Here is a 25,062-nt window from a genome sequence, read left to right as displayed (position 1 = left end):
ACTTCCCCGTCTCCGCCTGTGCCCGACCTGCTTCCCACGCTCAAAACCACTTTCGGCTATTCGTCGTTTCGCCCGCTGCAACGCGAGATTTGCGAAGCCACGCTCGGCGGCCGCGACGTGTTTGCGCTGCTCCCCACCGGCGGCGGCAAATCCCTTTGCTTCCAACTTCCGGCGCTCGTGCGCCCCGGCCTCACCGTCGTCGTCTCGCCCCTCATCGCGTTGATGAAGGATCAGGTCGACCAGCTTCAGGCCAGCGGCGTCGCCGCCACGTTCCTCAACTCCACGCTCGCCGCCGACGAATCCCGCCGCCGCCTCCGCGGCCTTCACCGCGGCGAGTGGCGCCTGCTCTACGTCGCGCCGGAGCGCCTCATGCTCGATGGCTGGCAGGAAAACCTTAAACAGTGGCACGTCTCCTGCCTCGCCATCGACGAAGCCCACTGCGTCTCCGAGTGGGGCCACGATTTCCGCCCCGAATACCGCCAGCTCGCGAAGTTGCGCAAACTCCTCCCCGAGGTGCCGCTCATGGCCCTCACCGCCACCGCGACCGAACGCGTGCGCGTCGACATCATCAAACACCTGCAACTGCACGACCCCGCCGTCTTCGTTGCCAGTTTCAACCGCCCCAACCTCACCTACCGCGTCGTCCCCAAGGATCAGCCCATCAAGCAGGTCATCGATTTTGTGCGCAAACGCGAAGGCGAGAGCGGCATCATCTACTGCGCCAGCCGCGCCGCCGCCGAACGCGTCGCCGAATCGCTCGCCGGCCGCGGCTTCGCGGCCCGCGCGTATCACGCCGGCCTCGACGGCGAAGAGCGCGCCCGCAACCAAGAGGCGTTTCTCCGCGACGACACCCGCATCATTTGCGCGACGATCGCCTTCGGCATGGGCATCAACAAGCCCAACGTCCGCTGGGTCATCCACCACGACCTTCCGAAAAACATCGAGGGCTACTATCAGGAAACCGGTCGCGCCGGCCGCGACGGCCTGCCCGGCGACTGCCTCCTGCTTTTCAGCGCGGGCGACATCGCGAAGCAAACGCATTTCCTCGACGAGATCACCAATCCCCACGAACAGCAGGTCGCGCGCGCCCAACTCCGCCAGATCGTCCACTACGCCGAGAGCGCCGGCTGCCGCCGCGCCGAATTGCTCGCCTATTTCGGCGAGACTTTCCCCCTCGATAACTGCGCCGCCTGCGACAACTGCCTCGAACCACGCGAGACCTACGACGGCACGCTCGCGGCGCAGAAATTCCTCTCCTGCGTTTATCGCATCCGCCAAAACAGCCGCTTCAACGTCGGGATGAATCACATCATCGAAGTCCTCACCGGCGCCGACACCGATAAAATCCGCCGCTGGGAACACGACCGGCTCACGACCTACGGCATCGGTCGCGAGTTCTCCCGCCCGCAATGGAGCGCCGTCGGCCGTGAACTCATGCGCCTCGGTTTCCTCGCCGTCGCCGAAGGAGAATTCGCCACTCTCGAACTCACATCCGCCGGGATGAATGTCCTGCGCACCCGCTCGGCCGTCACGCTCACCAAGCCAATGGACCTGCCGAAGGCGAAACGCGCTGTGCGCCGTGAAGGCGAGATCGCGTGCGACGACCTGCTCTTCGAACGCCTCCGCGCCCTGCGCAAAAAACTCGCCGACGAACGCAGTGTGCCCGCTTACATTATTTTTGGCGATACGACCCTCCGCGCGATGGCGCGCTATTACCCGGTCACCTCCGCCGCGATGGAAGGCATCCCTGGCATGGGCGAAAAGAAACGCGCCGAATTCGCCGCCACCTTCGCCACCGCCATCGCCGACTACCTCGCGACTCACTCCCGCCTCTCGTTCGACTGACCGACTCGTTTTGCTGCTCGCCTTGAGCCACGCCGCCACGCCGCAGCGTGAGTCCGGCCCTCGGATCTGACGCTCCACGCATTTCTGTCGACACGGCGATTGACCTCCGTCCGCCGGATGCGCCCAATCCGCCCGCCTCGTTGCCATTTTGCGATCCTCCCCGCCCCGTGTCATCTCCTTCCCCTCTTCCCGATCCTGCTTCCTCCCCCGATGTTTCCGTCGGTCCCGACGGCCGTCGCCGCTGGCACGTCGGCGCCCTCACCTACACGTTCGGCGGGATCGTCGTCCTCTTCTGCTGGCTGCTCTGGGGCGACTTCGCGTGGTCACTCAAAGAACGTTCCGTCGTCCCGATGGCGCAATTGTTTCTGCGCCGCTTCCACGCGAGCGACACCCTCAACGGCCTGCTGGTCGGCACGCTGCCGTTCGCAATCGCCGCCATCCTGCAGCCGATCGTCAGCTACCGCTCCGATCGTCACCGCGGCCGCTGGGGACGACGCATTCCCTATCTGCTCTGGACCACTCCCATCGCCGCCGCCGGCATGATCGGCGTCGGCCTTGCTCCGCGACTCGCCTCGTGGCTCGACGGTGCTCTCGGCCCGCATTCCCCCGGCCTGTCCTCCCTCGCGCTGGGGTTGTTTGGCGCGTTCTGGCTGCTGTTCGAATTCGGCCAGCTCGTGACCAACGTCATCTTTCTCGCGCTCATCAACGACGTGGTCCCAGCGCAATTCCTCGGACGCTTCTTTGGGCTTTTCCGCGCGCTGAGCCTGAGCGCCGGCATCCTCTTCAACTACTTCATTCTCAAGTTCGCCGAATCCCATTTCGAACTCATCCTCGTGATTCTGGCCGGAATCTACTTTGCCGCGCTCATCCTCATGTGTGTCCGCGTCCATGAGGGCGACTATCCGCCGCCTCCGCCGCGCGGTCCCTCCGCCGGTTTCGCCGGCTTCCTCACCGCCACGCGTAGTTACCTGCGCGAATGTTTCTCCAACTCTTACTACGTGTGGATCTTCGTCGCCTACAACCTTGGCTTCGTCGCCTTCGCGCCCGTGAACCTCTACAGTTTGTTTTACGCGAAGAGCATCGACATGAGCCTCGACACGTTCGGCAAACTGGTCGCGCTCACTTACGCGTTTTCCCTCGTGCTCTCCTACTTCCTCGGGATGGCCGCCGATCGTTTTCACCCCTTGCGCGTCGGCATCTTCACCAGCGCCGCCTACGCCGCACTCGCCCTGTGGGGCGGCTTCGGCATTCACGACACCCGCACGTTCGCCTTCGCGTTTGTCGCGCACGGCGTGCTCTCCGGCTGCTTTTTCACGACGACCGCCTCCCTCGGGCAACGGCTTTTCCCGCGCGCGCGATTCGCCCAATTTTATTCCGCGCTGCTCATCGTGCAGGCCGTCGGCATGATGTTCGTGCCGATCATCATCGGGCGGATTCTCGACGCCACGCACCACGCGTATCAGCTCACCTTTCTCGCGTCGGGCATTCTATCGCTCCTCGCCGTCGCCGCGTCGCTCGTCGTCTATCGCCGTTTCATCGCCCTCGGCGGCCTGCGCCACTACCAGGCACCCGAGTAAAAATCCTCCCGCGATCCTCGGGCGTCCGCGGAATCCGTCACCCGCGCGCCCGCGCCAGCGCCTGTTGCAGAACACAGGTGCCGCGCTTCACCGGCTGCCCCGCCCGATAGCGCGCGAGCAGCGCCCGCGACCGCTCGGCCAGCATCCGCCGCACTTCGCGCCGCCGGCCTTTTTCCCGCGGGATCGACATGTGATCGTAACCCGTCGTCTGGTGCCGCAGCCACGCGATCGTCGCCGCTTCCGCGCGCTGCTCGACGGGGATGCGTTCCGTGCGCGCCACGGTGCCGCTGCCGACCGGCGTCGCATGCGCCGCGATCAATTCCGCCAGGCTCGCCGCATCGACCGCATGCCGCGGATGAAACGCCAGCCACGTCTCCACCGCCGCGCGAAACTCACCCACATACTCAACTTGCTCCGCCGCCCGCCGCCGTCGGCCCGCCTCGAGTTGCCGCGCGTAAGCCGGATCCGCCCGCTCCGCGGCGAGCGCCGAACGCAGCGCATCGATCCGCGCCGCCGGTGCCCAGATGCCACGCGAAAAACGTTTCCGCCCCTTCAGTTCGATCACCGTCCAGGATGGTCCGTCCGCCTTGATGCGCCGGCTCAACGCCGCGTCACCGGGTGGCAGCAACGCCCAATCGGCCGGCACGGCGACGACGGCCCCGTCCATCAACACCGTCCGCGCCTTGGCCAGCGGCCGCACTTCTTTCGATTCAAAAGTCACGCGCGCGAAACAACCGCGTTGGCCGCCAACCTCAAGGCTCGCGTTTCCCTTTCCTCGTTTTCCCGCGCTTGAATCACTCCCCGGCTTCGCCACGCTCGGGCGCGCCGTGACCATCGTTGCCCTCGGCTGCCGGTTCACGCCTTCCTCATGCTCGAACATCCTCCCCGCGTCGCGCCCGATATCCGGCGCATCTCTTTACGCCGCCTGAAAGCGGGTTCGTTCTTCAAGCTCGTATTCATCTCCACCAGCGCGACGTTGTCCCCGTTTATTCTGCTGTGCGGTGCCTGCGCTCTCTTCGGACTCAACACCATCAGCGTCTCCGGCCGGTATCTCACGGGTTTCTCCGGCCTGCTTGCCGCGATCCTCATGGCGCCGATCGTCTGCGTCGTTTTCTCCCTGTTTTTCTCGTTCGTCGGCTATCTCGGACTTCGTGTGTGGGGTCATTTCCGGCCTGTCACTCTCGAATACGTGCCCGCGCCTGGCGATGGCACCTGACGGTCAACAGCAGCGCCCGCGTTCGCCGGCCGCGCAAGCGCACCGCAATCCCTGCCGCGCACACTTGCGGTTTTACACGGTTGGAGTCACATCTCCTTTCCACGCATGAGTGTTGAGCCCAACACGTCCACCACCGCGACTCTCACGGGCCCCGCGAAGCAATCCTTCTTCCGCGGGCCGGTGTTGCAGGCGTTTGCCGGCATGCCCCGTGGACGACTGATCGTCGATCTGCCAAGCGGCGAACGCTGCGTGTTTGGCGACACCGCAAGCCCCGCCCTGGCCCCTCTGCCGACCGGCATTTCCCCTCACGCCACCTTGCGCGTGCGCCGCGAAGCGTTTTTTCGAAAGTGCGTTCTGGGCGGCGACATCGGTTTCGCCGAATCGTTTATCGATGGCGATTGGGACACGCCTGACCTCACCGCCGTGGTGGCTTGGTTTGTCCTCAACCTCGAGCACGCGCCCACGCTTTCCGGTTCGCACCGGCGCACGTGGGCGCTCAACGCCCTGCGTTGGGCCAACCGCGTCCAGCATCTGCTCCGCCCCAATTCCCGCACCATCGCCCGGCGCAACATCCGCGAGCACTACGATCTCTCCAACGACTTCTTCGCCCTGTTTCTCGATCCGACGATGATGTATTCCGCGGCGAAGTGGAGCGACCCGGCCCTGACTCTCGAAGCGGCGCAACACGAGAAAAACGACGCCCTCTGCCGCTCCCTCCGCCTCCGCGCCACGGACCACGTTCTCGAAATCGGCACCGGTTGGGGCGGCTGGTCGCTGCATGCCGCCCGCCACTACGGCTGCCGCGTCACCAGCCTCACCATCTCCCAGCAACAGTTCGAGCTCGCCCGCGCCCGCGTCGCCGCCGCCGGCCTCGCCGCGCTGATCGATGTGCGCCTCTGCGATTTTCGCGATGTGGAAGGCTCCTTCGATAAAATCGTTTCCATCGAAATGATGGAGGCGCTCGGCCACCGCTACTTGCCCGACTTCTGCCGCACCCTCAGCCGCGTGCTGAAACGCGACGGCCTCATCGCCCTCCAGTTCATCACCTGCCCGGATGCCCGCTACGCCGAGTTTCGCCGCGGCGTGGATTTCATCCAGAAACATATTTTCCCCGGCTCGCTCCTCCTGTCGTTGAACCGCGTCAATTCCCTGCTCAGCGAAGCAGGCGGCTTCGTGCTCCACCACGTCGAGGATCTCGGGCACGACTACGCCCGCACGCTGCGCGAATGGCGCACGCGCTTCACCGCGCAAATCGATCGCGTGCGCGACCTCGGCTTCGACGATCGTTTTGTCCGCAAATGGCATTACTACCTCAGTTACTGCGAGGCCGCCTTCGCCCTGCGCAACATCGCCGTGGTGCAAACCCTGCACACCCGCGCCAACAACCTCGCGCTCTGAAGTGACGCCGCCCGCCGCCGAACCCAAACGCTCGCTCTGGCAGCGCCGCGTCCTCGACCCCATTGTCGCGCAACTCACGCAGGGCATCACCCCTGAAAAGATCGCTCTCACTCTCGCCGTCGGCAGCGCGTGCGCGCTGTTTCCGATTCTCGGCACGACCACGATCCTCTGTTTTCTCGTCGCCCTCGTGCTGCGGTTGAACCAGCCGATCGTGCAGCTCATCAACCAGGCGCTCTGGCCCGTGCACGTGCCGGTGATTTACTTGTGCGTGCGTCTCGGCGAACGCGTCTTCGCCGTGCCGCACGTGCCATTTCGCATCCGCCACATGCAGGAAATGCTCTGGCATCACCCCGGCGTATTCTTTCACCAGTTCGGCATGACGGCCGTCCATGCCGTGATCGCATGGGCGATGCTCGCGCCGTTCTACATTCTGCTCGTTTACGCGCTCAGCCTGCCGCTCACCCGGAGCATCTACCGCATCAAGCACGCCGCCGCCGTCGAATCGGCGCAGGCGCCCGAGCACCCCGTGCCTTGAGTCGCGCGTCGCGCCTTCAATACACCGACCAGATCCCCGGCGTCACGAGCTCCAGCAAGTGCCCGTCGGGATCGCGAAAATAGAGGCTGCGTCCGCCCCGCGGCCAGTTCGTTTCGCTCTCGATCGCCACGGCGCACGCGCGCAATCGCCCGAGCCATGCGTCGTAGTCCCCGTGCGCGATCGCGAGACCCACATGCCCGGGTCCCGATCCATCGTGGGGCGGGATGATGCCGCCTGGCACCGGCGTCGGCTCGAGCGTGGATCCGCGTTTGAATAACAACAGCACCCGGCTCGCACCCGTGTCGAACACCTGAAACCGCGTGTCATCGCCCGCAATCGTCGTCAGCCCCAGCACGTCGCGGTAAAACGCCACCGCCCGCGCCAGATCGTCCACATACAGCACCGTTTCCACGACGCCGTTGAGTCGGGGCACAAGTGGCGTCGGCATGACAAACTCTAATGCGTGGCGGCCCGCAGGCGCCGCGCGCGTTTACGCAGGCACCTGGAAGTTTTCGATCTGCGCCTTGAGATCGTGCATGAACGCTGCCGCGCCCGCGCCGTTCACCACGCGGTGATCGAACGTGAGCGATAACGTCGCCACCTCTTGCGGATAAACCACGCCGCCGTCGTTGATCATTCGTTCATGCGCTGTGCCGACGAACAACGTGCTCATCGCCGGCGGCACCACGATCGGCGTCGCGCGTTCGATGCCGAAGGCGCCGAGGCTCGTGAGATTCAAAGGCGTGGTCACATCCTCGATCTTGCCGGCCCGGGCGTCCGTCAACGCCTGCGCATACGCGGCCGCAAAATCCGGCCACTTGAGCTCACCCGCCCGCCGCACGACCGCCGTCGCCAACCGATCGCCTTCCAGCGCCACGGCCACGCCCAGATCAAACGGCGCCTGTTCCAAAATCCGCCCGTCCCGATCGACGATGCACCGGAAGCTGGCGTGCGCGGACATCGCCCGCGCCACCGACCACGCCAGCATCATCGACGGCGAGTAATCGAGCTTCGCCGCTTTCGCCGCCGCCCGCGCCGTCCGCATCGCCTTCCACGGCACGTCGAGATGCATGTTTGCCGCCACGACCGCACTCAAACGCTTCGTGATCGAGGACGACAACGCCGGCTCTCGCACCGCTCCCACTGCCACCGAGGCCGATCGCGCAGGTGCGGGTGTGCTCGCCCGCGCGGCAGTGCCGGCCGCCGGTTTCGGAGCGGGCGCATGACTCGTTGACGCCGCTGGCGCAGCGGCAGCATCGCCCGTGATGAACGCAATTTCCTGACCGATCTCGACCGTCTCATCGGCCTTCACCGTCCAACCTTTGAACGTGCCCGCAAAGGACGCCTCGATCGGATAAACCGCCTTGTCGGTCTCCACCTCGCACAACGTGTCGTCGAGGTGGACCGCGTCTCCCGCTTTTTTATGCAGCGTCACCACCCGCGCCGAGCGGATGCCTTCGCCCATGATCGGCACTTTTACCGGAATATCGACTTTCGCGCCAGGCACAGCGCCGACCGAACCATGCGGCGCGCCCGAAGTCGAGGCTGGCGCGCTTTCCCGTGTCTCTTCCACGGAAGCGACGCTCACATTGCCCGCCGAAATCGCGCCGCGCTCCATCGTGATCGCCATCACCCGTTGCAGTGCACCGGCGATTCTCGCCGTATCCGGCAACGCCGCATATTCGTGAATCGGGTTGTAGCCGATCAGCACATTGCCCTTCGAGACGAGCACCGGCGGGCTCACCATCCGGCTCCACACATCGGCGCGCCCCGCCAGATGGGAAATGATCATCTGCCCGACCGAGCAATTCTCCGTATCCTCCTGCACGATCACCAGACGGCCCGTCTTGCGCACAGACTCCTCGATCGTCTCGCGATCCCACGGCACGACGGAACGCAGATCGATCAGCTCCACGCTCACCTGGTCGCCCATCAAATCCATCGCTTCGAACGCCTTTTCAATCGTATTGCCCCAAGCGACAACGGTCACGTCGCTGCCCTCGGTGCGCCGTCGCGCATGGCCGATCGGCACCGCCAGCGCTGGCTCGGTCAACGTCGTCTCAGCCCACAACATGTGTTTCGGCGCCAGGAAAATCACCGGATCGTCTGCGTGCATCGCCGTCCAAAGCAAACCCGCCGCATCTTCCGGCGTGCTCGGGATGACCACGCTCAGTCCCGGAAAATGCGCGAACGCCGCTTCATTCGCCTGCGAATGCCAGATCGCGCCGCCCGGCAGATAGGCGCCATACGGCGCGTAGATCACCACCGGGCACGTCCAATCCCCGTTCGTGCGCCACCGCAGCGTCGCCAGATTCGAAACCAACTGATTCCAACCCGGATAAATGAAATCGACGAACTGCACCTCGAACACTGGCCGTTTGCCGTAGCTCGCCAGTCCGCACGCCACGCCCAGGATCGTCGACTCCGCCAGCGGCGAGTTAAACACCTGCTCCGGAAAATCGGTCGACAACTTTTGCGTCAGGCGAAACACCCCGCCCTTGGGATCCTCGACATCCTCGCCGAAAATCACCCGCTGGCGATCCGCCGCCAGTCCCGCCCGCAACGTCAGGTTCACCACATCGCCCATGCGATACTTGCCCGGCTTCAACACTTCGTCGTCGAGGTGCGGCGGCGGCGACCAGACATTGGTCTCCAAGTCGGCGGCACTCGGTTCCTCCGCCTTTTCCGCCACGCTGTAGTCGGCGCGGATCTTTTCCTTCAACTCGCTCTCCAGCTTCGCGAACTGCTCCTCCGTCAACTCGCCATCGGCGATGAGCTGCTGCCGCAACAACTTGATCGGATCCCTCTGCTCGAGCGTCGCCAACTCCTCCTTGCTCCGGTAAATCGCATGGTCATCCGAACTCGTGTGGCTCGAAAGTCGTTCCATCTTCGCCCACAAGAGCACCGGCCCGCGACCCGCCCGCAGATCGGCAATCGCTTCCTGCCCGGCCGCATAAACCTGTTCCACATCCCATCCGTCCACCGTGCGCCATTGTTCGTCAGACAATACGCCGAGGTTTCGCGGCGTCATTCCGCGCGTCGGTGTGCTGATGCCGAAACCATTGTCTTCAACCACCAACAGCAACGGCAACCGCCGCTCCTGCGCGAAACAGATCGCCTCGTAAAAATCACCCTGTCGGGCCGAAGCGTCGCCCAAAGTCGTCACCACGATACCCTTCGTCCCATCCATTTGCAGCCCCCAGGCGATCCCGCAGGCGGGCAGCAACTGCGCCGCTGTCGGTGTCGGCACACTCCAGATGTTCAACGCCCGGTTGCTGTAGTGCGACGGCATCTGCCGTCCCGACGACGACGATTCCCGCTTCGCAAAATAATCCATCGCGATCTGCCGCGTCGTCAGCCCCCGCCCGATCACCAGCCCGCGATCACGGTAATAGGGCGCCAGATAATCCTCTGGTTTCAATTGCACGCCAATGGCCGCCAATGCCTCGTGGCCGCGGCCCGAGACGTGGAAATGACCTTTGCCCTGCCGATTCAGGCTTTCCTCGCGCAGATCGCCCAGACGGCTTTCTAACATCGCCAGCAACAGGCGGCGCTTCAACTTGGCGGGAAGAGTGCTGGTAAGAGTAGACATCGCGAATTGGCCTCCGTTTTGGGAGCTCGTGTGTGCTGCCAGCGTCGCACAGGCATCGACCGACGCAAAGGGATTTTGTCTCCCCGCGGAGAATTCATCCGCCCTCCTTTGGCCGCATTTTACCCGCATTGGCGTAACCGGCCTCGCTCCACCTCGACGCCCAAACGGTTTCCAAAATCAGGCGCGCGGCTCCGATAAAAACGCGCACTCGAAAACCGTGCCATCTTCGGTTTCCCGTCGCCTCAGCGCCATTCGTCCCCGCGCGGCGATTGTCACTCGCGCGTCGCCGCCCAGCGCAACAACCCGCCCTCCGCCGCCGGAAATCCCGCTCCCGCCAGCAACGCGAAATCCGCCTCTTCCGCCGTGCGCACCACGCCTTCCGCGAGACATCGCCGCGCCTCCTCGACCATCACGCGCATCAGCCGCTCGCGCAACCGCTCCGCCGGCACGTTCGCAACGCCCCCGCCCACCCATTCCTCCGCCGCCGCATTCACGCGCTCCGTTTTCCCTTCATACGTGTAAAAACCTTCGCCCGCCCCATTTTTTCTCCCCCACCAATCCCGCGTCAGCATCCCCGCGCACAAACGCGATGCCACGAAGCGCTCCGGAAAATAACGCGCCATCTCGCCGAAAATAAAATCCGTCACGTCCACCCCGATTTCGTCGATCAACCGCAGCGGCCCCATCGGCCAGCCAAAGTCTCGCAACGCCTCGTCGAGCGCTGTTACCGCCACGCCTTCCTCGCGACAGCGGCAGGCTTCGTTGAGATAAAAAAACAACACCCGCGTCACGAAAAACCCCGGCGATGAACGACAGATCACCGGTTGTTTCCCCAACGCCTTCACCAGCGTCAACGCCCGTGCCGCCGTCGCCGCCGAGGTTGCCGGCGCGAGCACCATTTCCACCAACGGCATGCGACTGACCGGATTGAAAAAATGCAGCCCCAGCGTGCGCTCCGGATGCGGCACGTGACCCGCGATCTCGTCGATCGGCAACGCCGACGTATTCGATGCCAGCAACGCATCTCCCCGCACGATTTTCGCGATCTCGCCGAACAACGCCCGCTTCGCCGCAATATTTTCCACGATCGCCTCGATCACCAGATCGCAATCCGCAAATCCATCCCACGTCGTGGTGCTCAAGACCCGTCCCCACCCCGCAGCCGCCTCCGACGCCGACATTTTCCCCCGCTTCACCGCTTCGTCGAACAGCCCTCGCACGATCGAGGTGCCGTGCGCCACCGCATCGACGCTCACATCGCGCAACACCACCGCATGCCCGTGCGCCGCGAGCCACTGCGCGATGCCCGAACCCATCACGCCCGCACCCACCACGCCCACCCGCCGGATCGGGCGCTGCGCCGCCTCATTCGCCTCCGCGAGCACGCCGCTCGGGAACCACCCTTCCAGCGTGCGCTTCCTCGCCGCCGCGCGCACCTGAAACGCGTAAATGTGATTCTTGCACGTCGCGCTCGCCGCCAACCCGGCGAATCGCTCCGCCTCGAGCGCAAACGCTTCGTCGCCGGGCGCCATCGCTCTCTCCACCACCGCCAGCGCCGCGCGCTGCGCCGCCGTGCGCGCTTTCAACCGCCACGCCGCCGCCATCGTCGGCGCGCCCGGTTTGTTCGTCTGCTCCGCGGCCGCGTCACGCTTATCCGCGAGCCGCAGGGCGGCCTCCCGCGCCCGTGTTCGCCACTCGTCCGGCGGCACCAACTCGTCGACCAGCCCCGCCGCCAACGCGGCCCGCGCGGGCACCAACTGCGCTTTCCACAAATGCTCCAGCGCGGGGCTCGCGCCGATCAATCGCGCCAATCGCACGCCGCCGCCCCAGCCCGGAATCGTCCCCAGCGCCAGCTCCGGCAACCCCACGCGCGTCGCCGGCTCATCCGTCGCGATGCGCCACGTGCACGCCAGCGCCACCTCATACGAACCGCCCGCGCACGCCCCGCGGATCGCGGCGACAGTCGGCTTCGGCAGAGCGGCCAGGGCCGCCATCACTTCTGCTCCCGCCTGCGCAAACGCCCCCGCTTCCGCCTCACTCGCCAGCGCTGCCAATTCGCTCAACTCCGCGCCGGCGCCAAAAATCTGCTCCTTCCCCGCAACCACCACCGCTCGCGCCGGCGATTCCCGCGCCGCCTCAATCGCCGCCGCCAGATCCGCCCGCCCCCGCGCGCTCAACGCATTCGCACGACTCAGCGGATCGTCGATCACGATCCATCCCACGTCATCCGCCTCCACGTGAAACGTGACCGAGGAATTCATTTGGGTCGCCACTGAACCGCCACTCTCTGCCGGCAACCCGGCGTCGAGTAAATGGCGAAGAATGCCGCCCGTGTTCATGCCGCGCCCTCCTCTCTCGCGCTGCCGCTGCCCTCAGGCCCCTTCCGCGGCCAGCTGTTTGCGCACCGCGAGAAGTTCGTCGCGGTGCTCCGGCGTGGACGAGGGGTAACTCATCTTGAGTCCATCCAACGTCTGCCGCACGGCCTCCGAAATGATCAACCGCGCGTTGTGCTTGTCGTCTGCCGGCACCACATACCACGGTGCCCGCGCCGTGCTCGTCGCGCTCAGGCAGTCTTCGTAAGCGCTTTGGTAGTCATCCCAGCGCGCGCGCTCCGCCACATCCGCCGCACTGAACTTCCAGTTCTTTTCCGGATCGTCGATCCGCGCCAGAAACCGCTGCCGCTGCTCCTCCTTCGAAAGATGCAGAAAAAACTTCAGGATCCGCGTCCCGCTGCGATGCAGATGCTTCTCCAGCGCGTTGATCGCGTGGTAGCGGTGTTTCCAAAACGATTTCTCCTCCGTCGTGCCCGCCGGCAGATTTTCCGCCGCCAAAACCTCCGGGTGCACCCGCGTGATTAACACCTCCTCATAATACGACCGATTGAAAATCCCGATCCGCCCGCGCTCCGGCAGGCAACGCGTCGTCCGCCACAGAAAATCGTGGTCCAGCTCCTCCGCGCTCGGCTGCTTGAAACTGAACACCTGGCATCCCTGCGGATTCACGCCCGACATCACATGCTTGATCGCGCCATCCTTCCCCGCCGCATCCATCGCCTGAAAAATGAGCAGCAACGCAAAACGATCGTGCGCATACAACAGATTCTGGCGCTCGCGCAGCTCCTGCAAATGCCCGTCCAGCATCTTCCGATAATCGTGCTTGGACGCATAAAAAGGTTTCACTCGCGTCGGCCAATCCTTGAGCCGCACCTTGTCGCCCTCGGGCACGCAGAATTTTTTCAGGGAAATTTTCATGTCGGAGAACGCTTCCTGACAGCGAACCACCCCTCTTTGTCCCCGTTCGTCGTGGATCGCGTCCCGGCGGTGCGATCCCGCGCTGCGCATTCCGCACCTTCTTCGCTTGGTGCCCGGGACAGGACTCGAACCTGCACACCTTTCGGCAACGGCTTCTAAGACCGTCGTGTCTGCCATTCCACCACCCGGGCGGGTGCGGCCCTGAAAATGCGGCGAACCGTTCCGAGCGCCACATTTTTTCGCCTCCGCTCGCCGCCCCACCGCGCGGCCGATGCTTTCCGCCCAACGCGTTAGCCGGCCGCCTGCGCCGCCCGCTCGCGATTGAGCCACACCTTGCAGGCGCTTTTCATCCGCGTGAGAATGTAATACACCGTCTGGCTGCGCAGCCGCACCAACTGTCCGCCGACGATTTTGGGCACAAAATCCTGCGGCACCTCCATCACTTCCTCGGGCGAGGCTCCGTCCAGGCCCTTGCACAAAATCGCCGTCATCGCCCGTGTCAGCGTTTGCACCTGCGGCCCGAGATTCACGCGAAAGTGCATCGCGCGCGTCGCCGGATCGACCTTCAGGAAAACGCCCACCGTGTCGGTGCATTCCTCATCTTTGCGCGTGTCTTCCAAGTCGAACGACTCGCCCGGCTTCAACGCGCACGCCGCCGCGCCGTCGGCGTAGGCGATGAGGTTCTCGCGCTTTTCCTCGTCGGGCAAAAAGTCGAACAGGTCGACGATCTCCTGGAGCTTCGGTGGATACATCAAGGTGACATCAGCATCGCCTCCGCCTGCGCCCCGCCTCGGTCGAAGCAGCGCGCAGGATTCGCCGATGCGGCAGGGATCAACTCCCCTTTTCGATGGGCGCGCGCACCATGTTGCCCCACTCCGTCCACGAGCCGTCGTAATTGCGCACGCGGTCGTAGCCCAAGAGGTAAGTCAGCACAAACCACGTGTGACTCGAACGCTCGCCGATGCGGCAATAGGCGATGATGTCGTCGTCCTTCTTGAGGCCCAGATTCTCGGTGTAGATCTTGCGCAGTTCCTCGGCGCTTTTAAACGTGCCGTCATCGTTCGCCGCCGTTTTCCACGGCACGCTTTTCGCGCCCGGCACATGGCCGCCGCGCAGCACGCCTTCCTGCGGATACTCCGGCATGTGCGTGATCTCGCCCTTGAATTCGCCTGGCGAACGCACGTCGATCAGCGGTTTCCGCCCCTGCGAATGCGCGAGCGTATCCGCGAAAAACGCCCGGATGTCCGCGTCGTGGCGCTTCGCCGGCACCGGATATTTCGTCGGCGCGAAACTCGGCTTTTCCCGCGTCAGCGGGCGGCCCTCCGCCTTCCACTTCGCGCTGCCGCCGTCGAGGAGCTTCACCTTCGTGTGCCCGAAAAGCCGGAATGCCCACAACGCATACGCCGACCACCAGTTCGATTTATCGCCGTAAAACACCACCGTCGTATCCGGCGTGATGCCGTTCTTGCTGCACACCGCGGCGAAATGTTCGGGCGAGATGTAATCGCGCTGCACGTTGTCCTGCAAATCGCCGCGCCAGTCGATGTGGACCGCGCCGGGAATGTGGCCGGTGTCGTAAAGCAGCACGTCTTCGTTGCTCTCGACGATCCGGATCGCCGGATCGTTTAAGTGCTCCTGCAACCAAGCGCCATCGACCAGCGCCTCGGGGTGTGCGTAGTGGCTGAATTTCGGGTTCATCTGGCCGTCAGCCTACCCGCGGGCCGACCTGACACAAGCGGCCGGTTCGGGTTTTTCCTGTCTTAAGCCTGCCGTGTCCCCACGCCCAGCCGATCGCCCATGCGCGCATACGTTTCGCGCTGCTGCGCACTTTGCGCGAGCAGGTCCGCATCGAACGTCAGCCGCCCCCGCTGAAAGACCGTGACCACGCAGGAACCGCCAAACGTAAACAAGCCCTTCTCCTCCCCTTTCTTCGCCGCGCGCCCCGGCACATGCGTCTGCCGAATCGTGCCGACGTTGGTCGCGCCAATTTCCACCATCGCCACGGTGCCGAAGCCGGGCGCGGCGATCGTCGTGAGCACGCGCTTGTTTTCCACGAGGTATTCCAACCGCCGCCGCAGCGCCAGCGGACTCACCGAATACAACGATCCCTGGATCAACCGCGACTCCGCCGGCAGTCCGGCCACCGGGAAATGGAACCGGTGGTAATCGACCGGACACAGCCGGGAGATCAACATCGCGCCGCCCGCAAACTCCTGCGCCAGCGCCTCGTCCTGGAACAGTTGCGCCAACGTAAACTTCTTCCCCTTCGCATAAAACCCGTCGGCCGTCTCGACATTTGCAAACGCCAGATGCCGGCCGTCCGCCGGAAACACCGCCACGTCGTCCCCCGGGGCGATCGGTCGCGCGCCCGGTTTCAACGCCCGGTAGAAAAACTCGTTGAACGTCTTGAAATCGAAGGCCGACTTCGCGAATTCGTCCACGTCGATGTCGTAGTCGACGATGAAGGGGAATATCAGCGTCCCACTCGCGCGCTTGTTCATCTTCCAGCCATACCACTTGGAAAACAGCGCCCGCCGCGCGAGCAGCCAGACGAAGAAACGGCCCACGGGATTCTCATACGCGAAACGCAGCCACCGCTCCCCGTAAACGCGCTCGGTCTTCACCTCGCCCGTGTAACGATCGAAATACTGCACCGCCTGTTTGGCCATGCCGCCACTCTCGCGGCACCACGCCGCGGGGCAAAGCGGAAATGCACGCAACGGCCGCGGCGCATGTGTGGCCGAACCTTTCAGCCTTTCGCCACGCCTGCTCCGCTTGACGCCACCCGTGTTGCGCGGTCCTTCATGAGCGCGCCAACGCGGAGCCGGCGAAGGTTCATTGGTCCCCGATTTTCAATTCAGCGAAATGCTCGTGCTGGTCATCGCGCAGAGGAAGGGTCGTGCCGGCGATGTTCTGTCCATCCAGCGTCAGGCTCGTTTCACCCGCCGAGCTCGCGGAGTTCCGCGAGAACGTGATGTGATACACGGTTTGGCGGAAGCGATAATGAATTTTGTAGCTGTTCCAACCCGGCGGCAGGCGAGGCTCCAAACGCAGTTGCTCGCCCTCCAGGTTGACGCCCAGCAGCGTTTCAACGAGCAGGCGATACATCCAACCCGCCGAGCCCGTATACCATGTCCAGCCGCCCCGGCCCGTATGCGGCGGTAACGCATAGACGTCCGCGGCGACGACGTAGGGTTCCACTTTGTAAGTCGCAATCTCCTCGGGCGTGCCGCCGTGATGCACGGGATTGAGCAGCGCGAAGAGTTCCCACGCGCGTTCGTCTTCGCCCATGAGCGCAAACGCCATCGCCGTCCAGATTGCGCCATGCGTATATTGCCCGCCATTCTCGCGCACGCCGGGAATGTAGCCTTTGATATAGCCGGGATTGAGCGGCGAATGGTCGAACGGCGGGTCGAACAACTGGATGAGCCCGGCGTCGCGGCGGACGAGGCGCTGATCGACGGACTCCATCGCCTCCCGCGAACGCTCCGGGTTGCCGGCGCCGCTGATCACCGCCCAGCTCTGCGGCAGGGAATCGATCTGGCAGACAGGATTGATGTGGGATCCGAGCGGTTCGCCATTGTCGAACCACGCGCGGCGATACCACGCGCCATCCCACGCGTGCTGCTCGATGTTCTCCTGCAACTGCCGCGCTTGATCGAGGCACCGGTCCGCAAACGCCTGGTCATTCCGGCTGCGCGCAACGCCGGCGAACTGCGTGAGCACGTCGTAGAGGAAAAACGCCAGCCAGACGCTTTCGCCGCGGCCTTCGTCGCCCACCCGGTTCATGCCGTCGTTCCAGTCGCCGCCACCCATCAACGGCAGGCCATGCGCGCCGAAACGGAGCGCGCGCTCGATCGCCCGCACGCAATGCTGGTAAAGCGGCGCCGACTCCTCGCTCCGAGTGGGCAGATCGTAGTAAGCCTCCTCCTCCGGCTTCACTGGTCGCGCCTCGAGGAACGAAATTTTTTCGTCGAGCACGCCGGTGTCGCCCACGCTCGAGACGTAACGGCAGGTCACAAACGGCAGCCACAGGAAGTCGTCGGAGAAATGCGTGCGCACACCGCGCCCCGCCGGTGGATGCCACCAATGTTGCACATCGCCCTCGCGGAATTGATGCGCCGCGGCCCGCAACAGGTGTTCGCGCGTGAGGGCCGGCTCCGCGTGCACCAACGCCATCGCGTCCTGCAACTGATCGCGAAAGCCGTAAGCGCCCCCCGATTGGTAAAATCCCGTCCGCCCCCAGAACCGGCATCCGAGCGTTTGATACAGCAGCCAGCCGTTCGCCATGAAGTTCACGGCCGGATCGGGCGTGTCCACGTTGATCGCGCCCAGCGTGCGGTTCCAGTAACCCCACACGCCTTCCAACGCGCTCCGGCTCGCATCGCCGCGGCGGAACCGCTGAATCAGGTTTTGCACATCTGCCGCGCTGCGACCCACGCCCAGACGAAAACTCGTTTCCCGTTCCTGTCCGTCGGCGAGGTCGAAGGTGACTTGCAGCGCGCCGCACGGATCGAGTCCCGCCCCGACCCGGCCCGAGAGCCGCACGCGTTTCAACGCCGCCGGTCGGGCGAGCGTGCCGTTGCGCCCCAGAAATTCCTTGCGATCGCCGGTCAGGGTGCGCGCCGCGTCGTTCACATCGACGAACGCGATGCGATCGTGAAATTCGGTGTTGTAGTGATTACGCGCCAGCAAGGCGCCGGTCTTGAGGTCCACCTCCGTCTGCACGTGCAGCAGACTCTTTTGCCGCAGGTCGCCCAGCACCCATTCCCAATAACCCGTGAGCGAAATGCGGCGCGCGCGCCCGGAAATGTTGCGCAGCTTCAACACCGACAGCTTCACCGGTGCGTCCATCGCCACATAGACCCAGAGTTCGGACACGAGCCCATTCTCCGTGTGTTCAAACACCGTGTAACCGAAGCCATGGCGGATGACGTAAGGCGTCGCGCCGGTCGCCGGCCCAGGCGTCGGCGACCAGAACTGGCCGGTCTGCTCGTCGCGAATGTAGAGCGCCTCGCCCGGCGTATCCTGCACCGGATCGTTGCTCCACGGCGTGAGGCGGAATTCGTGGGCGTTTTCCACCCACGTGTAAGCGCTGCCACTTTCCGACACGACCGTGCCAAACGTCGGATTCGCGAGCACGTTGACCCACGGTGCGGGTGTCGTCTGACCGGCTCGGAGCGTGATGACGTATTCGTGACCGTCGCGGGTGAAACCGCCGAGGCCGTTCGCAAACATGAGCTCGCGCGTCGGGATCGGCGCGGACTCCGCCGGCAGGTTGGATCGCGTGGGAACCAGCGCCAGAATCAACGGATCGAGCCCGCTGTGCTGTTCGAGTTGCTGTGCCAAAGTCCCGCGTTCGTCGTCGAGGACGATCCGCGCCACGGATTGCAGCAACACGCGATCTTCGTGCGGGATTTGCTCGAGGCGGCGGACAAAAATGCCGCCCGGCTGATCGAGCATTTGCGCCTCGATGCCCGCGGTGATGAGCCCGGTGATCTGATCGTGCAACGTCTGCCGGTACACGGAGACGTCCTCGTTTAAGATCATCAGCTCGACGGCCAGCCCTTTCGCCCGCCAGTAAGCGTGGGCTTGGATCACCTGGCGGACGATTTCGATTTTCGTCGTGTCGCCGATGCTGAGCAGGACGAGCGGCACATCGCCGGAAATGCCGTAGCTCCACAGACCGCTCTGGCCGCGACGATTGCTGCGCAACGTTCCGGCATTCGCGCGGCGGGCGGGGTTGGCGTAGATCAGCGCGCCGGCGAGACGCCCGTAAAGCTGCGCCTCGCCCTCCGTGATGTTGAGCTGGCGCAACGTCACCTGGCTGTGCGTCCAGGCGAGGTCGAAAGCGCGGTCGGCCATGCGCGGGCTTTGGTATTTTTCCACCTGCGCGAGCGCGGCTTCCCGGGTCTCGGCGACGCCGAGCACAAAATCGATCACGACGGCCTCGTTCGCTGGCACCGACACCAAGCGGCGCAGCGCCACGATCGGATCGAGCACGGAGCCGACCGTGTTGGACAACGGCGCGTTGCCTTGCAGGGCGGCCGGGTTGACGAGGGTTCCGTTGCGGCCGATGAACCGTGCGCGGTCAGTTTCACAGGAAACGTCGCCAGCTCCGCCATCCGCTCCCGCCACGAGATGCACCAGCCACGGCGGCTTTTCGTCCGCCGTGCGCGGACGCCGGGTGCACAGCAGCGCGGACGATTTTGCGACAAACTCAGTTTGCACAAACAGATTGCTGAACGCCGGATGGGCGGCGTCCGCCGCGGCCGGCGCGAGCACCACCTCCGCGTAGCTCGTCACCTCGATGACGCGCGCCGCGCGCGTGCGATTGGTGATCTTGATCCGCCGCAGTTCCACATCGTCCTCCGGTGACACGCTGATCTCCGAGTGGATTTCGAGACCGTGGCGATGCTGCCGGAATTCCGCCCGCGCTTGGGAAAAGATCGCCTCGTCTTCCTTCGCCCCGCGCAACGTCGGTTGATACGCGGCGGACCAAAGATCGCCCGTCGCCGGCTCGCGCAAATAGACAAATGTGCCCCAGCAATCGCGCGTCGCATCTTCTCGCCAGCGGGTGACCGCGAGATCCCGCCAGCGACTGTATCCGCCGCCGGCGCTGGTGATGGCGACGTGGTAACGACCGTTGGACAGCAAATGCACTTCCGGCGCCGGCAGGTTGGGATTGGTGAAGACCCGCATCACGTTTTCCGTCTGGCCCGCTCCGTCGCGCGTTTCCTCCAAATGCAGATCGCCCGCCAGCACGCCGGCCGCCGTTTTGGGCACGCGTTCCTGCAGCAGCAGCTCCGTCGCCTTGAGCGGAGGGCACGACATGAAACGTCGGTGCATCGGAAAACCCCGCAGCATATTCCCCAGCGCCAGCAGGCTCATGCCTTGATGGTGCACCATGTAGGAGCAAATGGTGACGCTCGTTTCGCCGGGCGGCAGACGCGCCGGCGTGTAATCCACCGCCTCGTAGAAACCATAACGACCCACGCGTCCATCGGTGGCGAGGCGTTGCAGGTTTTTGCAGGCCGCCACCGGCGCGACCATCAACGCCATGACCGTCGCGTAGGGTGCGATCACCAGGTCTTCCGCCAGCCCTCGCTTCAAACCGAGACCGGGCACGCCAAACGCGCGGTATTGGTAGTTCATGTGGACGTCGGTCCGGTTGTAGCCCGACTCCGAAATGCCCCACGGCACGCCGCGCAACTCGCCATACTCGATGTGCTGCTGCACCGCCGCGCGACACGTGTGGTCGAGCAGCGTGTTCTCGTAGTTCGGCATCACGAGCAGCGGCATCAGATATTCGAACATCGACCCGCTCCATGAAACGAGCAGCGGTTCACCGCGGCTGGCCACCAGCAGGCGCCCCATCGAAAACCAGTGATCTTGCGGCACCTGGCCCAACGCGATCGCCACGTAGCTCCCCAGCCGCGCCTCGGACGCCAGCAGGTCGTAGAAACCGGTTTCGGTGCGATGCTCGGTGACGTTGAAACCCGTGCAGAACAGATCCTGCACGCGGTTGAAAACGAACGAGAAATCCATCGCCGCGAATTCCTCGCTCTGTCCGGCCAATGCTTCCGCCACGCGCAGTCGTTCACGGGCGTGTTCTCCGGCTTCGCGCACGCAGCGGAGAAATTCTGCTCCGTCTCCGCCCGCGTCGACCGACGTCTCCAGCGCTTGATCCAGCGCGGCGAGCTCCCGCAAGGTCGGCGCGGCGTCCAAATGCGCGAGCGAGCCACCACTCGCGCCGCCCGCCGTTTGCGTCGGCAACGCCAGCCACGGAGCGAGCCACAGCAGATCCGCCAGGTGCTCCGCACAGTTTCGCTGCAGCGCCGCGCTCCAGACCTTCACATCATCCGCCCCATTCGCCAGCGAGGCGGCGATCGCGGTCGCTTGATTCGCCACCCGTTCCAGGAGCGCATGCGCGGCTCGCAACGTTTCCGGCGGCGGGTCCAGCTCGGCCGCTAGTTTTTCGAGCGCCGCATTTTCGCCCACCAATTCGCGCAGCGCCATGGCGGTGTCGTGCAACCCCGCAAAGATCTGCGGCGTGAAAATCCGGGCCTCGGGCAGCTCGCGCAATCCTGCGGCGAGCGTCAGCAAGTGTCCCGCGAGATTACCGCTGTCCACACTGGAAACATAGAGCGGCAGCAACGGCTTGAGGCTGCGGGTATCATACCAGTTGTAGAAGTGGCCGCGATAGCGCTCGAGCCGGTCCAGCGTGCCAAACGTCTCCTGCGTGCGGCGCAACAAACCGCCCACCGGCAGATAACCCAGATCCACCGCCGACAGATTGGCGAGCAACGCCAGCCCGATGTTCGTCGGTGACGTGCGCGATGCGATCGTCGGCACTGGCACTTCCTGAAAGTTATCCGGCGGCAGCCAGTTTTCCTGCGCCGTGACGAACGTCTCGAAGAAATGCCACGTCTGCCGCGCGGTGCGGCGCAGGAACGCAAGCTGGCCGCTCGACAGCTTCGGCGCCACGGTGGCAATCGGCTGGCTGATCCACCACGCAATCCACGGGGCGAGAAACCACACGCCCAGCCACGGAATCGCCAGCGCCAGTTGATCCCGTTGCCGCGTCAGCAAGACCGCGATCGCGGCCAGCGCGACGACCGGCGCGATCCACATCGTGACGTAGAACTGGGCCAGGCTGGCGTGCCGCGCGCGCTCCGACTCTCCGGCCGTCCGCCATTCCAAGAGGCGCCGGCGCGTCACCAGCAGCCGCACGAGTGTCCGCCCGACGGCGTCGAGGCTCACCAAGGCATCGTAGGGCAGGAAGGCCAGCGTCAGAAAAATCTGGCCGAGCTGCCGGCTGCTCGAGCCGGCCATGCCTCGCAGATGCAGGCGCCACGGCATGTCCTTTGGTTTGTTGATGCCGCTGACCATCGCCGAGAGCACCGCCGGCAACGCCACGATCACCAACACCACCAGCGGCCCGAAAGCGCCGAGTTGAGGCATCAACATCAGCAGCAACAACGCCACGGGGACGAGACTGCGGCGCAGGTTGTCGAGCAGCTTCCATTGCGAGAGCACCGAAAGCGGATTCGCGAGACTCCGGGAATCCGCGCCGGGCACCCGCGAGAGAAGCCAGCGGGCAATCTGCCAGTCACCGCGAATCCAGCGGTGACGCCGGCCGACGTCCACGTTGTAGCGCGAGGGATGCTCCTCGTAAAATTCCACATCGCTCACGAGCGCGGAGCGCGCATGGCAGGATTCCAGCAAGTCGTGGCTAAGCACGGTGTTTTCCGGGAAGCGCCCGTGCAACGCGCGCTCAAACGCATCCACTTCGTAGATGCCTTTGCCGATGAACGAGCCCTCGTGAAACAAATCCTGATAGATATCGGACACCTCGCGCGTGTAGGGATCGATGCCCGGATCGCCGGCAAACAAACGCACAAACCACGAGCGTCGCGCACTCGGCAGACTCACGCCCACGCGCGGCTGCAGGATCCCGTAGCCTTTGGTCACGATCCCGCGCACGGGATCGAAAACGGGTCGGTTTAACGGATGCGCCATCGTGCCGACGAGCTGGCGCGCGGCGTCGCGCGGCATCTGGGTATCGGTGTCGAGCGTGATGACATACGTGATTCCTCCCAGAATTTCGGTCGCACCCACGATCACCGAAAACCGGTCGCGCCCGTGGCCGCGGAGCACGGCGTTGAACTCGGCGAGCTTGCCCCGTTTGCGCTCGTAACCCATCCACGCGCCCTCCCCTGCATTCCATCGCCGCGGTCGATGAAAGAGAAAGAAGACATCGCCGGCCGCCGCGGAATATTTTTGATTGAGCTGGTCGACGCCCGCGCGCGCCCGCTGCAAAAGCGCGGCATCGCCCGGCTGGTTTTCCTCCGCCGCATCGGCAAAATCCGTCAACAACGCGAAGTGCAGGTGCTTGTCCTGATTGGAAAGATGATGGATCTCCAGCGTCTCGATCAACTGGTCGACACCGGCGGCGTCGGTGAGCAAGGTCGGCACCACCACCATCGTGCGCAGATCGGGCGGCAGGCCGTGCGAGTAGTCCAGACGCGGCAGCCGTTGCGGCAGAATCAGCAGCGTGGTGAACCAGTTCATCAACGCCACGGCCAGTTGGCTTGCGGCCAGCAGAAAGATGAACAGGCCGCCGACGAGCTTCCACTGCGCCACGCCGGACGGCGCCGCCACCTGCCAATACCACGCCAGCGCGAGGATCGTCAGCGCACTGATGCCGCCCGCATAAAACGTGAGCGGAAACCGCTGGATCGCTCGCTCCACCGCCGCGTGCCGAGGCCAGCGCACCTTCGCCAGGCGCGCCAGCGCGGCGCTCCCTTGATCGATGAGATAATAACCGACATGCGCGGAACGGTCGTCGCGCCCGGTTTCCCGCGCCCGGTCCGTCGCCAGTTGAACCGCGCTCCGCGCCACCTCCGTCTCCGTCAATCGTCCATGCCGCGCCAGTGACTCCACCACGTGGCGGTAGCGGTCGCGCGTCGCAAAATCCATCGTCGCGTAAACGCCCGCCGGGTCGGTGCGCAAGACCGCCTCCACCGCGCTCAACGATTCCACGAAGTCCTTCCAGTCCATCGCACTCAGCGCCCGCAGACTGGAAATACTGTGGCTGACGGACACCTGATCAGCCGCCTGGCTTTGGCTCTCGAGGTGGATCAGGTGCGCAATGGACAATCCTGATTCCGCGAGCCGCTGCTCGAGCCAGCTCCGCGCGAGATGCAACACCGGGCTCTGGCGCGACAGGCGTTGGCAGAACTCCGCCACGAACGAGCTGGAGACGGGCAGATCGGCCTTCGCCATATCCGCGACCGCAATGACGAGGTGCGACGGGTTTTGGTTGGCGACCTCTTGCAAGCGATCCACCCAGAAATCCGCCAGATCGCGATCGGCCCGCGCGAGAATGAGCCGGCTGGTCACGCGATGGAGATTTTCGATCAATCCCAACCGCAGCATGATGGGGATCGCCCAGAGCTCGCCGAGTTTCAACGGCGCTTCCGCTTGGTAAGCGGCCACGAACGCGTGCAACAACCCGGCGTCGAGCTGCGCATCAACGTGCGCAATCAACTCCAGCACGATATCGTAAACACGCGGAAATCCCGCCGAGGGTCCGTTTGAAAGACAGGGCAGCTCCCGGCTGTAACCGCGCGGCAGATGCCGCTGGGCCAGTTGAATCTGCTCCTCGATCAAATAGAAATTATCGAGCAACCACTCCGCCGCCGGCGTCACCCGCCGGCCGGAATCGACGGCGATGGTCGACCGGTTAAATGCGCGCAGGCCTTGGTCGTTTTCCTGCAAACGCGCCAGCAGGCGATTGGTCCGGCGTTCCGAAGAGACACGATGGCTGCTCGCCAGCGCGCGGGCGTGGCGGGAGAGTTGCTCGACGCTGAAAAGCTCCGCCCGCAGAGGAGGCTGGCTGCTCTCCGGCCGCGCTTGCCGGTTCATCAAGCTCTGCCAGCGGAGTGAAAGGGATTGCATGATCGTTTCGACCTACCGCTCCGCTGTTCAGCGCGATGTCGGCGCACCGTTTGTCCGCTCCGTCAGACGTCCCACGGGGACATTCGAGTGCTGGTGTTCAATTGCGACCGCGACGTGAATGCATGCTGGTTCCACTGTTGACTTCACGACCGGGGCGCGAGCGGGCCGTTCCCGTCCGCCTTCCT

General features: G+C 64.6%; 14 protein-coding genes and 1 tRNA gene. 5 read left to right on the top strand and 10 right to left on the bottom strand.

Annotated features, from left to right (window positions below; all coding sequences use genetic code 11):
* Nucleotides 1-18 precede the first annotated feature (18 nt).
* The gene (gene recQ / locus K0B96_RS02950; protein ID WP_220163672.1) at nucleotides 19-1,845 is read left to right on the top strand and encodes a DNA helicase RecQ; all 1,827 of its coding nucleotides are present in this window, start codon (nucleotides 19-21) and stop codon (nucleotides 1,843-1,845) included.
* 167 nt (nucleotides 1,846-2,012) lie between these two features.
* Nucleotides 2,013-3,422 carry an MFS transporter gene (locus K0B96_RS02945; protein ID WP_220163670.1) on the top strand — a complete coding sequence of 470 codons (1,410 nt, stop codon included), beginning with the start codon at nucleotides 2,013-2,015 and terminating at the stop codon, nucleotides 3,420-3,422.
* 37 nt (nucleotides 3,423-3,459) lie between these two features.
* Here K0B96_RS02945 and K0B96_RS02940 read toward each other — a convergent pair whose 3' ends face one another.
* Nucleotides 3,460-4,143: a DUF2293 domain-containing protein gene (locus K0B96_RS02940; protein WP_220163668.1), complete on the bottom strand. Its 684-nt coding sequence runs from the start codon at nucleotides 4,141-4,143 to the stop codon at nucleotides 3,460-3,462.
* 147 nt (nucleotides 4,144-4,290) lie between these two features.
* Between K0B96_RS02940 and K0B96_RS02935 the strand changes: the two genes are divergently transcribed.
* From K0B96_RS02935 to K0B96_RS02925, 3 genes are all read left to right on the top strand, one after another.
* Nucleotides 4,291-4,638 (top strand): hypothetical protein, encoded by a 348-nt coding sequence (locus K0B96_RS02935; protein ID WP_220163666.1) that lies wholly within the window; start codon nucleotides 4,291-4,293, stop codon nucleotides 4,636-4,638.
* Nucleotides 4,639-4,743: 105 nt separating this feature from the next.
* Nucleotides 4,744-6,036, top strand: a complete 1,293-nt coding sequence (locus K0B96_RS02930) for an SAM-dependent methyltransferase (protein WP_220163664.1) — start codon at nucleotides 4,744-4,746, stop codon at nucleotides 6,034-6,036.
* Nucleotide 6,037: 1 nt separating this feature from the next.
* Nucleotides 6,038-6,571, top strand: a complete 534-nt coding sequence (locus K0B96_RS02925) for a DUF2062 domain-containing protein (RefSeq protein ID WP_220163662.1) — start codon at nucleotides 6,038-6,040, stop codon at nucleotides 6,569-6,571.
* Nucleotides 6,572-6,587: 16 nt separating this feature from the next.
* Here the strand turns inward: K0B96_RS02925 and K0B96_RS02920 are convergent, their stop codons facing one another.
* From K0B96_RS02920 to K0B96_RS02880, 9 genes are all read right to left on the bottom strand, one after another.
* Complete coding sequence (locus tag K0B96_RS02920; RefSeq protein ID WP_220163660.1) at nucleotides 6,588-7,019, bottom strand: VOC family protein; 432 nt, start codon at nucleotides 7,017-7,019, stop codon at nucleotides 6,588-6,590.
* Between the two features lie 42 nt (nucleotides 7,020-7,061).
* The gene (locus tag K0B96_RS02915) at nucleotides 7,062-10,163 is read right to left on the bottom strand and encodes a thiamine pyrophosphate-dependent enzyme (protein WP_220163658.1); all 3,102 of its coding nucleotides are present in this window, start codon (nucleotides 10,161-10,163) and stop codon (nucleotides 7,062-7,064) included.
* Nucleotides 10,164-10,435: 272 nt separating this feature from the next.
* Nucleotides 10,436-12,424, bottom strand: coding sequence for a 3-hydroxyacyl-CoA dehydrogenase NAD-binding domain-containing protein (locus tag K0B96_RS02910; RefSeq protein ID WP_220163657.1), 1,989 nt, complete (start codon nucleotides 12,422-12,424; stop codon nucleotides 10,436-10,438).
* Nucleotides 12,425-12,535: 111 nt separating this feature from the next.
* Entirely contained in the window at nucleotides 12,536-13,414 is an 879-nt protein-coding gene (locus K0B96_RS02905; RefSeq protein ID WP_220163655.1) for an ADP-polyphosphate phosphotransferase, read from the bottom strand.
* Between the two features lie 107 nt (nucleotides 13,415-13,521).
* Nucleotides 13,522-13,605 (bottom strand) — tRNA-Leu (locus tag K0B96_RS02900).
* Nucleotides 13,606-13,704: 99 nt separating this feature from the next.
* Nucleotides 13,705-14,166, bottom strand: a complete 462-nt coding sequence (locus K0B96_RS02895) for a SufE family protein (protein ID WP_255558824.1) — start codon at nucleotides 14,164-14,166, stop codon at nucleotides 13,705-13,707.
* A gap of 79 nt (nucleotides 14,167-14,245) precedes the next feature.
* A complete protein-coding gene (locus K0B96_RS02890; protein ID WP_220163651.1) occupies nucleotides 14,246-15,112 on the bottom strand; it encodes a sulfurtransferase in 867 nt (288 codons plus the stop codon).
* 62 nt (nucleotides 15,113-15,174) lie between these two features.
* Nucleotides 15,175-16,083, bottom strand: a complete 909-nt coding sequence (asd, locus tag K0B96_RS02885; protein WP_220163649.1) for an archaetidylserine decarboxylase — start codon at nucleotides 16,081-16,083, stop codon at nucleotides 15,175-15,177.
* Between the two features lie 166 nt (nucleotides 16,084-16,249).
* Entirely contained in the window at nucleotides 16,250-24,877 is an 8,628-nt protein-coding gene (locus K0B96_RS02880; RefSeq protein WP_220163647.1) for a glycoside hydrolase family 94 protein, read from the bottom strand.
* Nucleotides 24,878-25,062: the final 185 nt, after the last annotated feature.

This window comes from Horticoccus luteus, from assembly GCF_019464535.1.
Lineage (GTDB): Bacteria > Verrucomicrobiota > Verrucomicrobiia > Opitutales > Opitutaceae > Horticoccus > Horticoccus luteus.
The sequence above is the reverse complement of the archived record's forward strand: the minus strand, read 5'-3'. Positions and strand labels throughout refer to the sequence as shown.

What these genes read in the sequence shown, in the direction of transcription:
- K0B96_RS02920 (WP_220163660.1), bottom strand. Translation starts at nt 7,019, where the DNA reads ATGCCGACGCCACTTGTGCCCCGACTCAACGGCGTCGTGGAAACGGTG.
- K0B96_RS02890 (WP_220163651.1), bottom strand. Translation starts at nt 15,112, where the DNA reads ATGAACCCGAAATTCAGCCACTACGCACACCCCGAGGCGCTGGTCGAT.
- K0B96_RS02930 (WP_220163664.1), top strand. Translation starts at nt 4,744, where the DNA reads ATGAGTGTTGAGCCCAACACGTCCACCACCGCGACTCTCACGGGCCCC.
- K0B96_RS02905 (WP_220163655.1), bottom strand. Translation starts at nt 13,414, where the DNA reads ATGAAAATTTCCCTGAAAAAATTCTGCGTGCCCGAGGGCGACAAGGTG.
- K0B96_RS02880 (WP_220163647.1), bottom strand. Translation starts at nt 24,877, where the DNA reads ATGCAATCCCTTTCACTCCGCTGGCAGAGCTTGATGAACCGGCAAGCG.
- asd (WP_220163649.1), bottom strand. Translation starts at nt 16,083, where the DNA reads ATGGCCAAACAGGCGGTGCAGTATTTCGATCGTTACACGGGCGAGGTG.
- K0B96_RS02935 (WP_220163666.1), top strand. Translation starts at nt 4,291, where the DNA reads ATGCTCGAACATCCTCCCCGCGTCGCGCCCGATATCCGGCGCATCTCT.
- K0B96_RS02915 (WP_220163658.1), bottom strand. Translation starts at nt 10,163, where the DNA reads ATGTCTACTCTTACCAGCACTCTTCCCGCCAAGTTGAAGCGCCGCCTG.
- K0B96_RS02895 (WP_255558824.1), bottom strand. Translation starts at nt 14,166, where the DNA reads ATGTATCCACCGAAGCTCCAGGAGATCGTCGACCTGTTCGACTTTTTG.
- K0B96_RS02910 (WP_220163657.1), bottom strand. Translation starts at nt 12,424, where the DNA reads ATGAATTCCTCGGTCACGTTTCACGTGGAGGCGGATGACGTGGGATGG.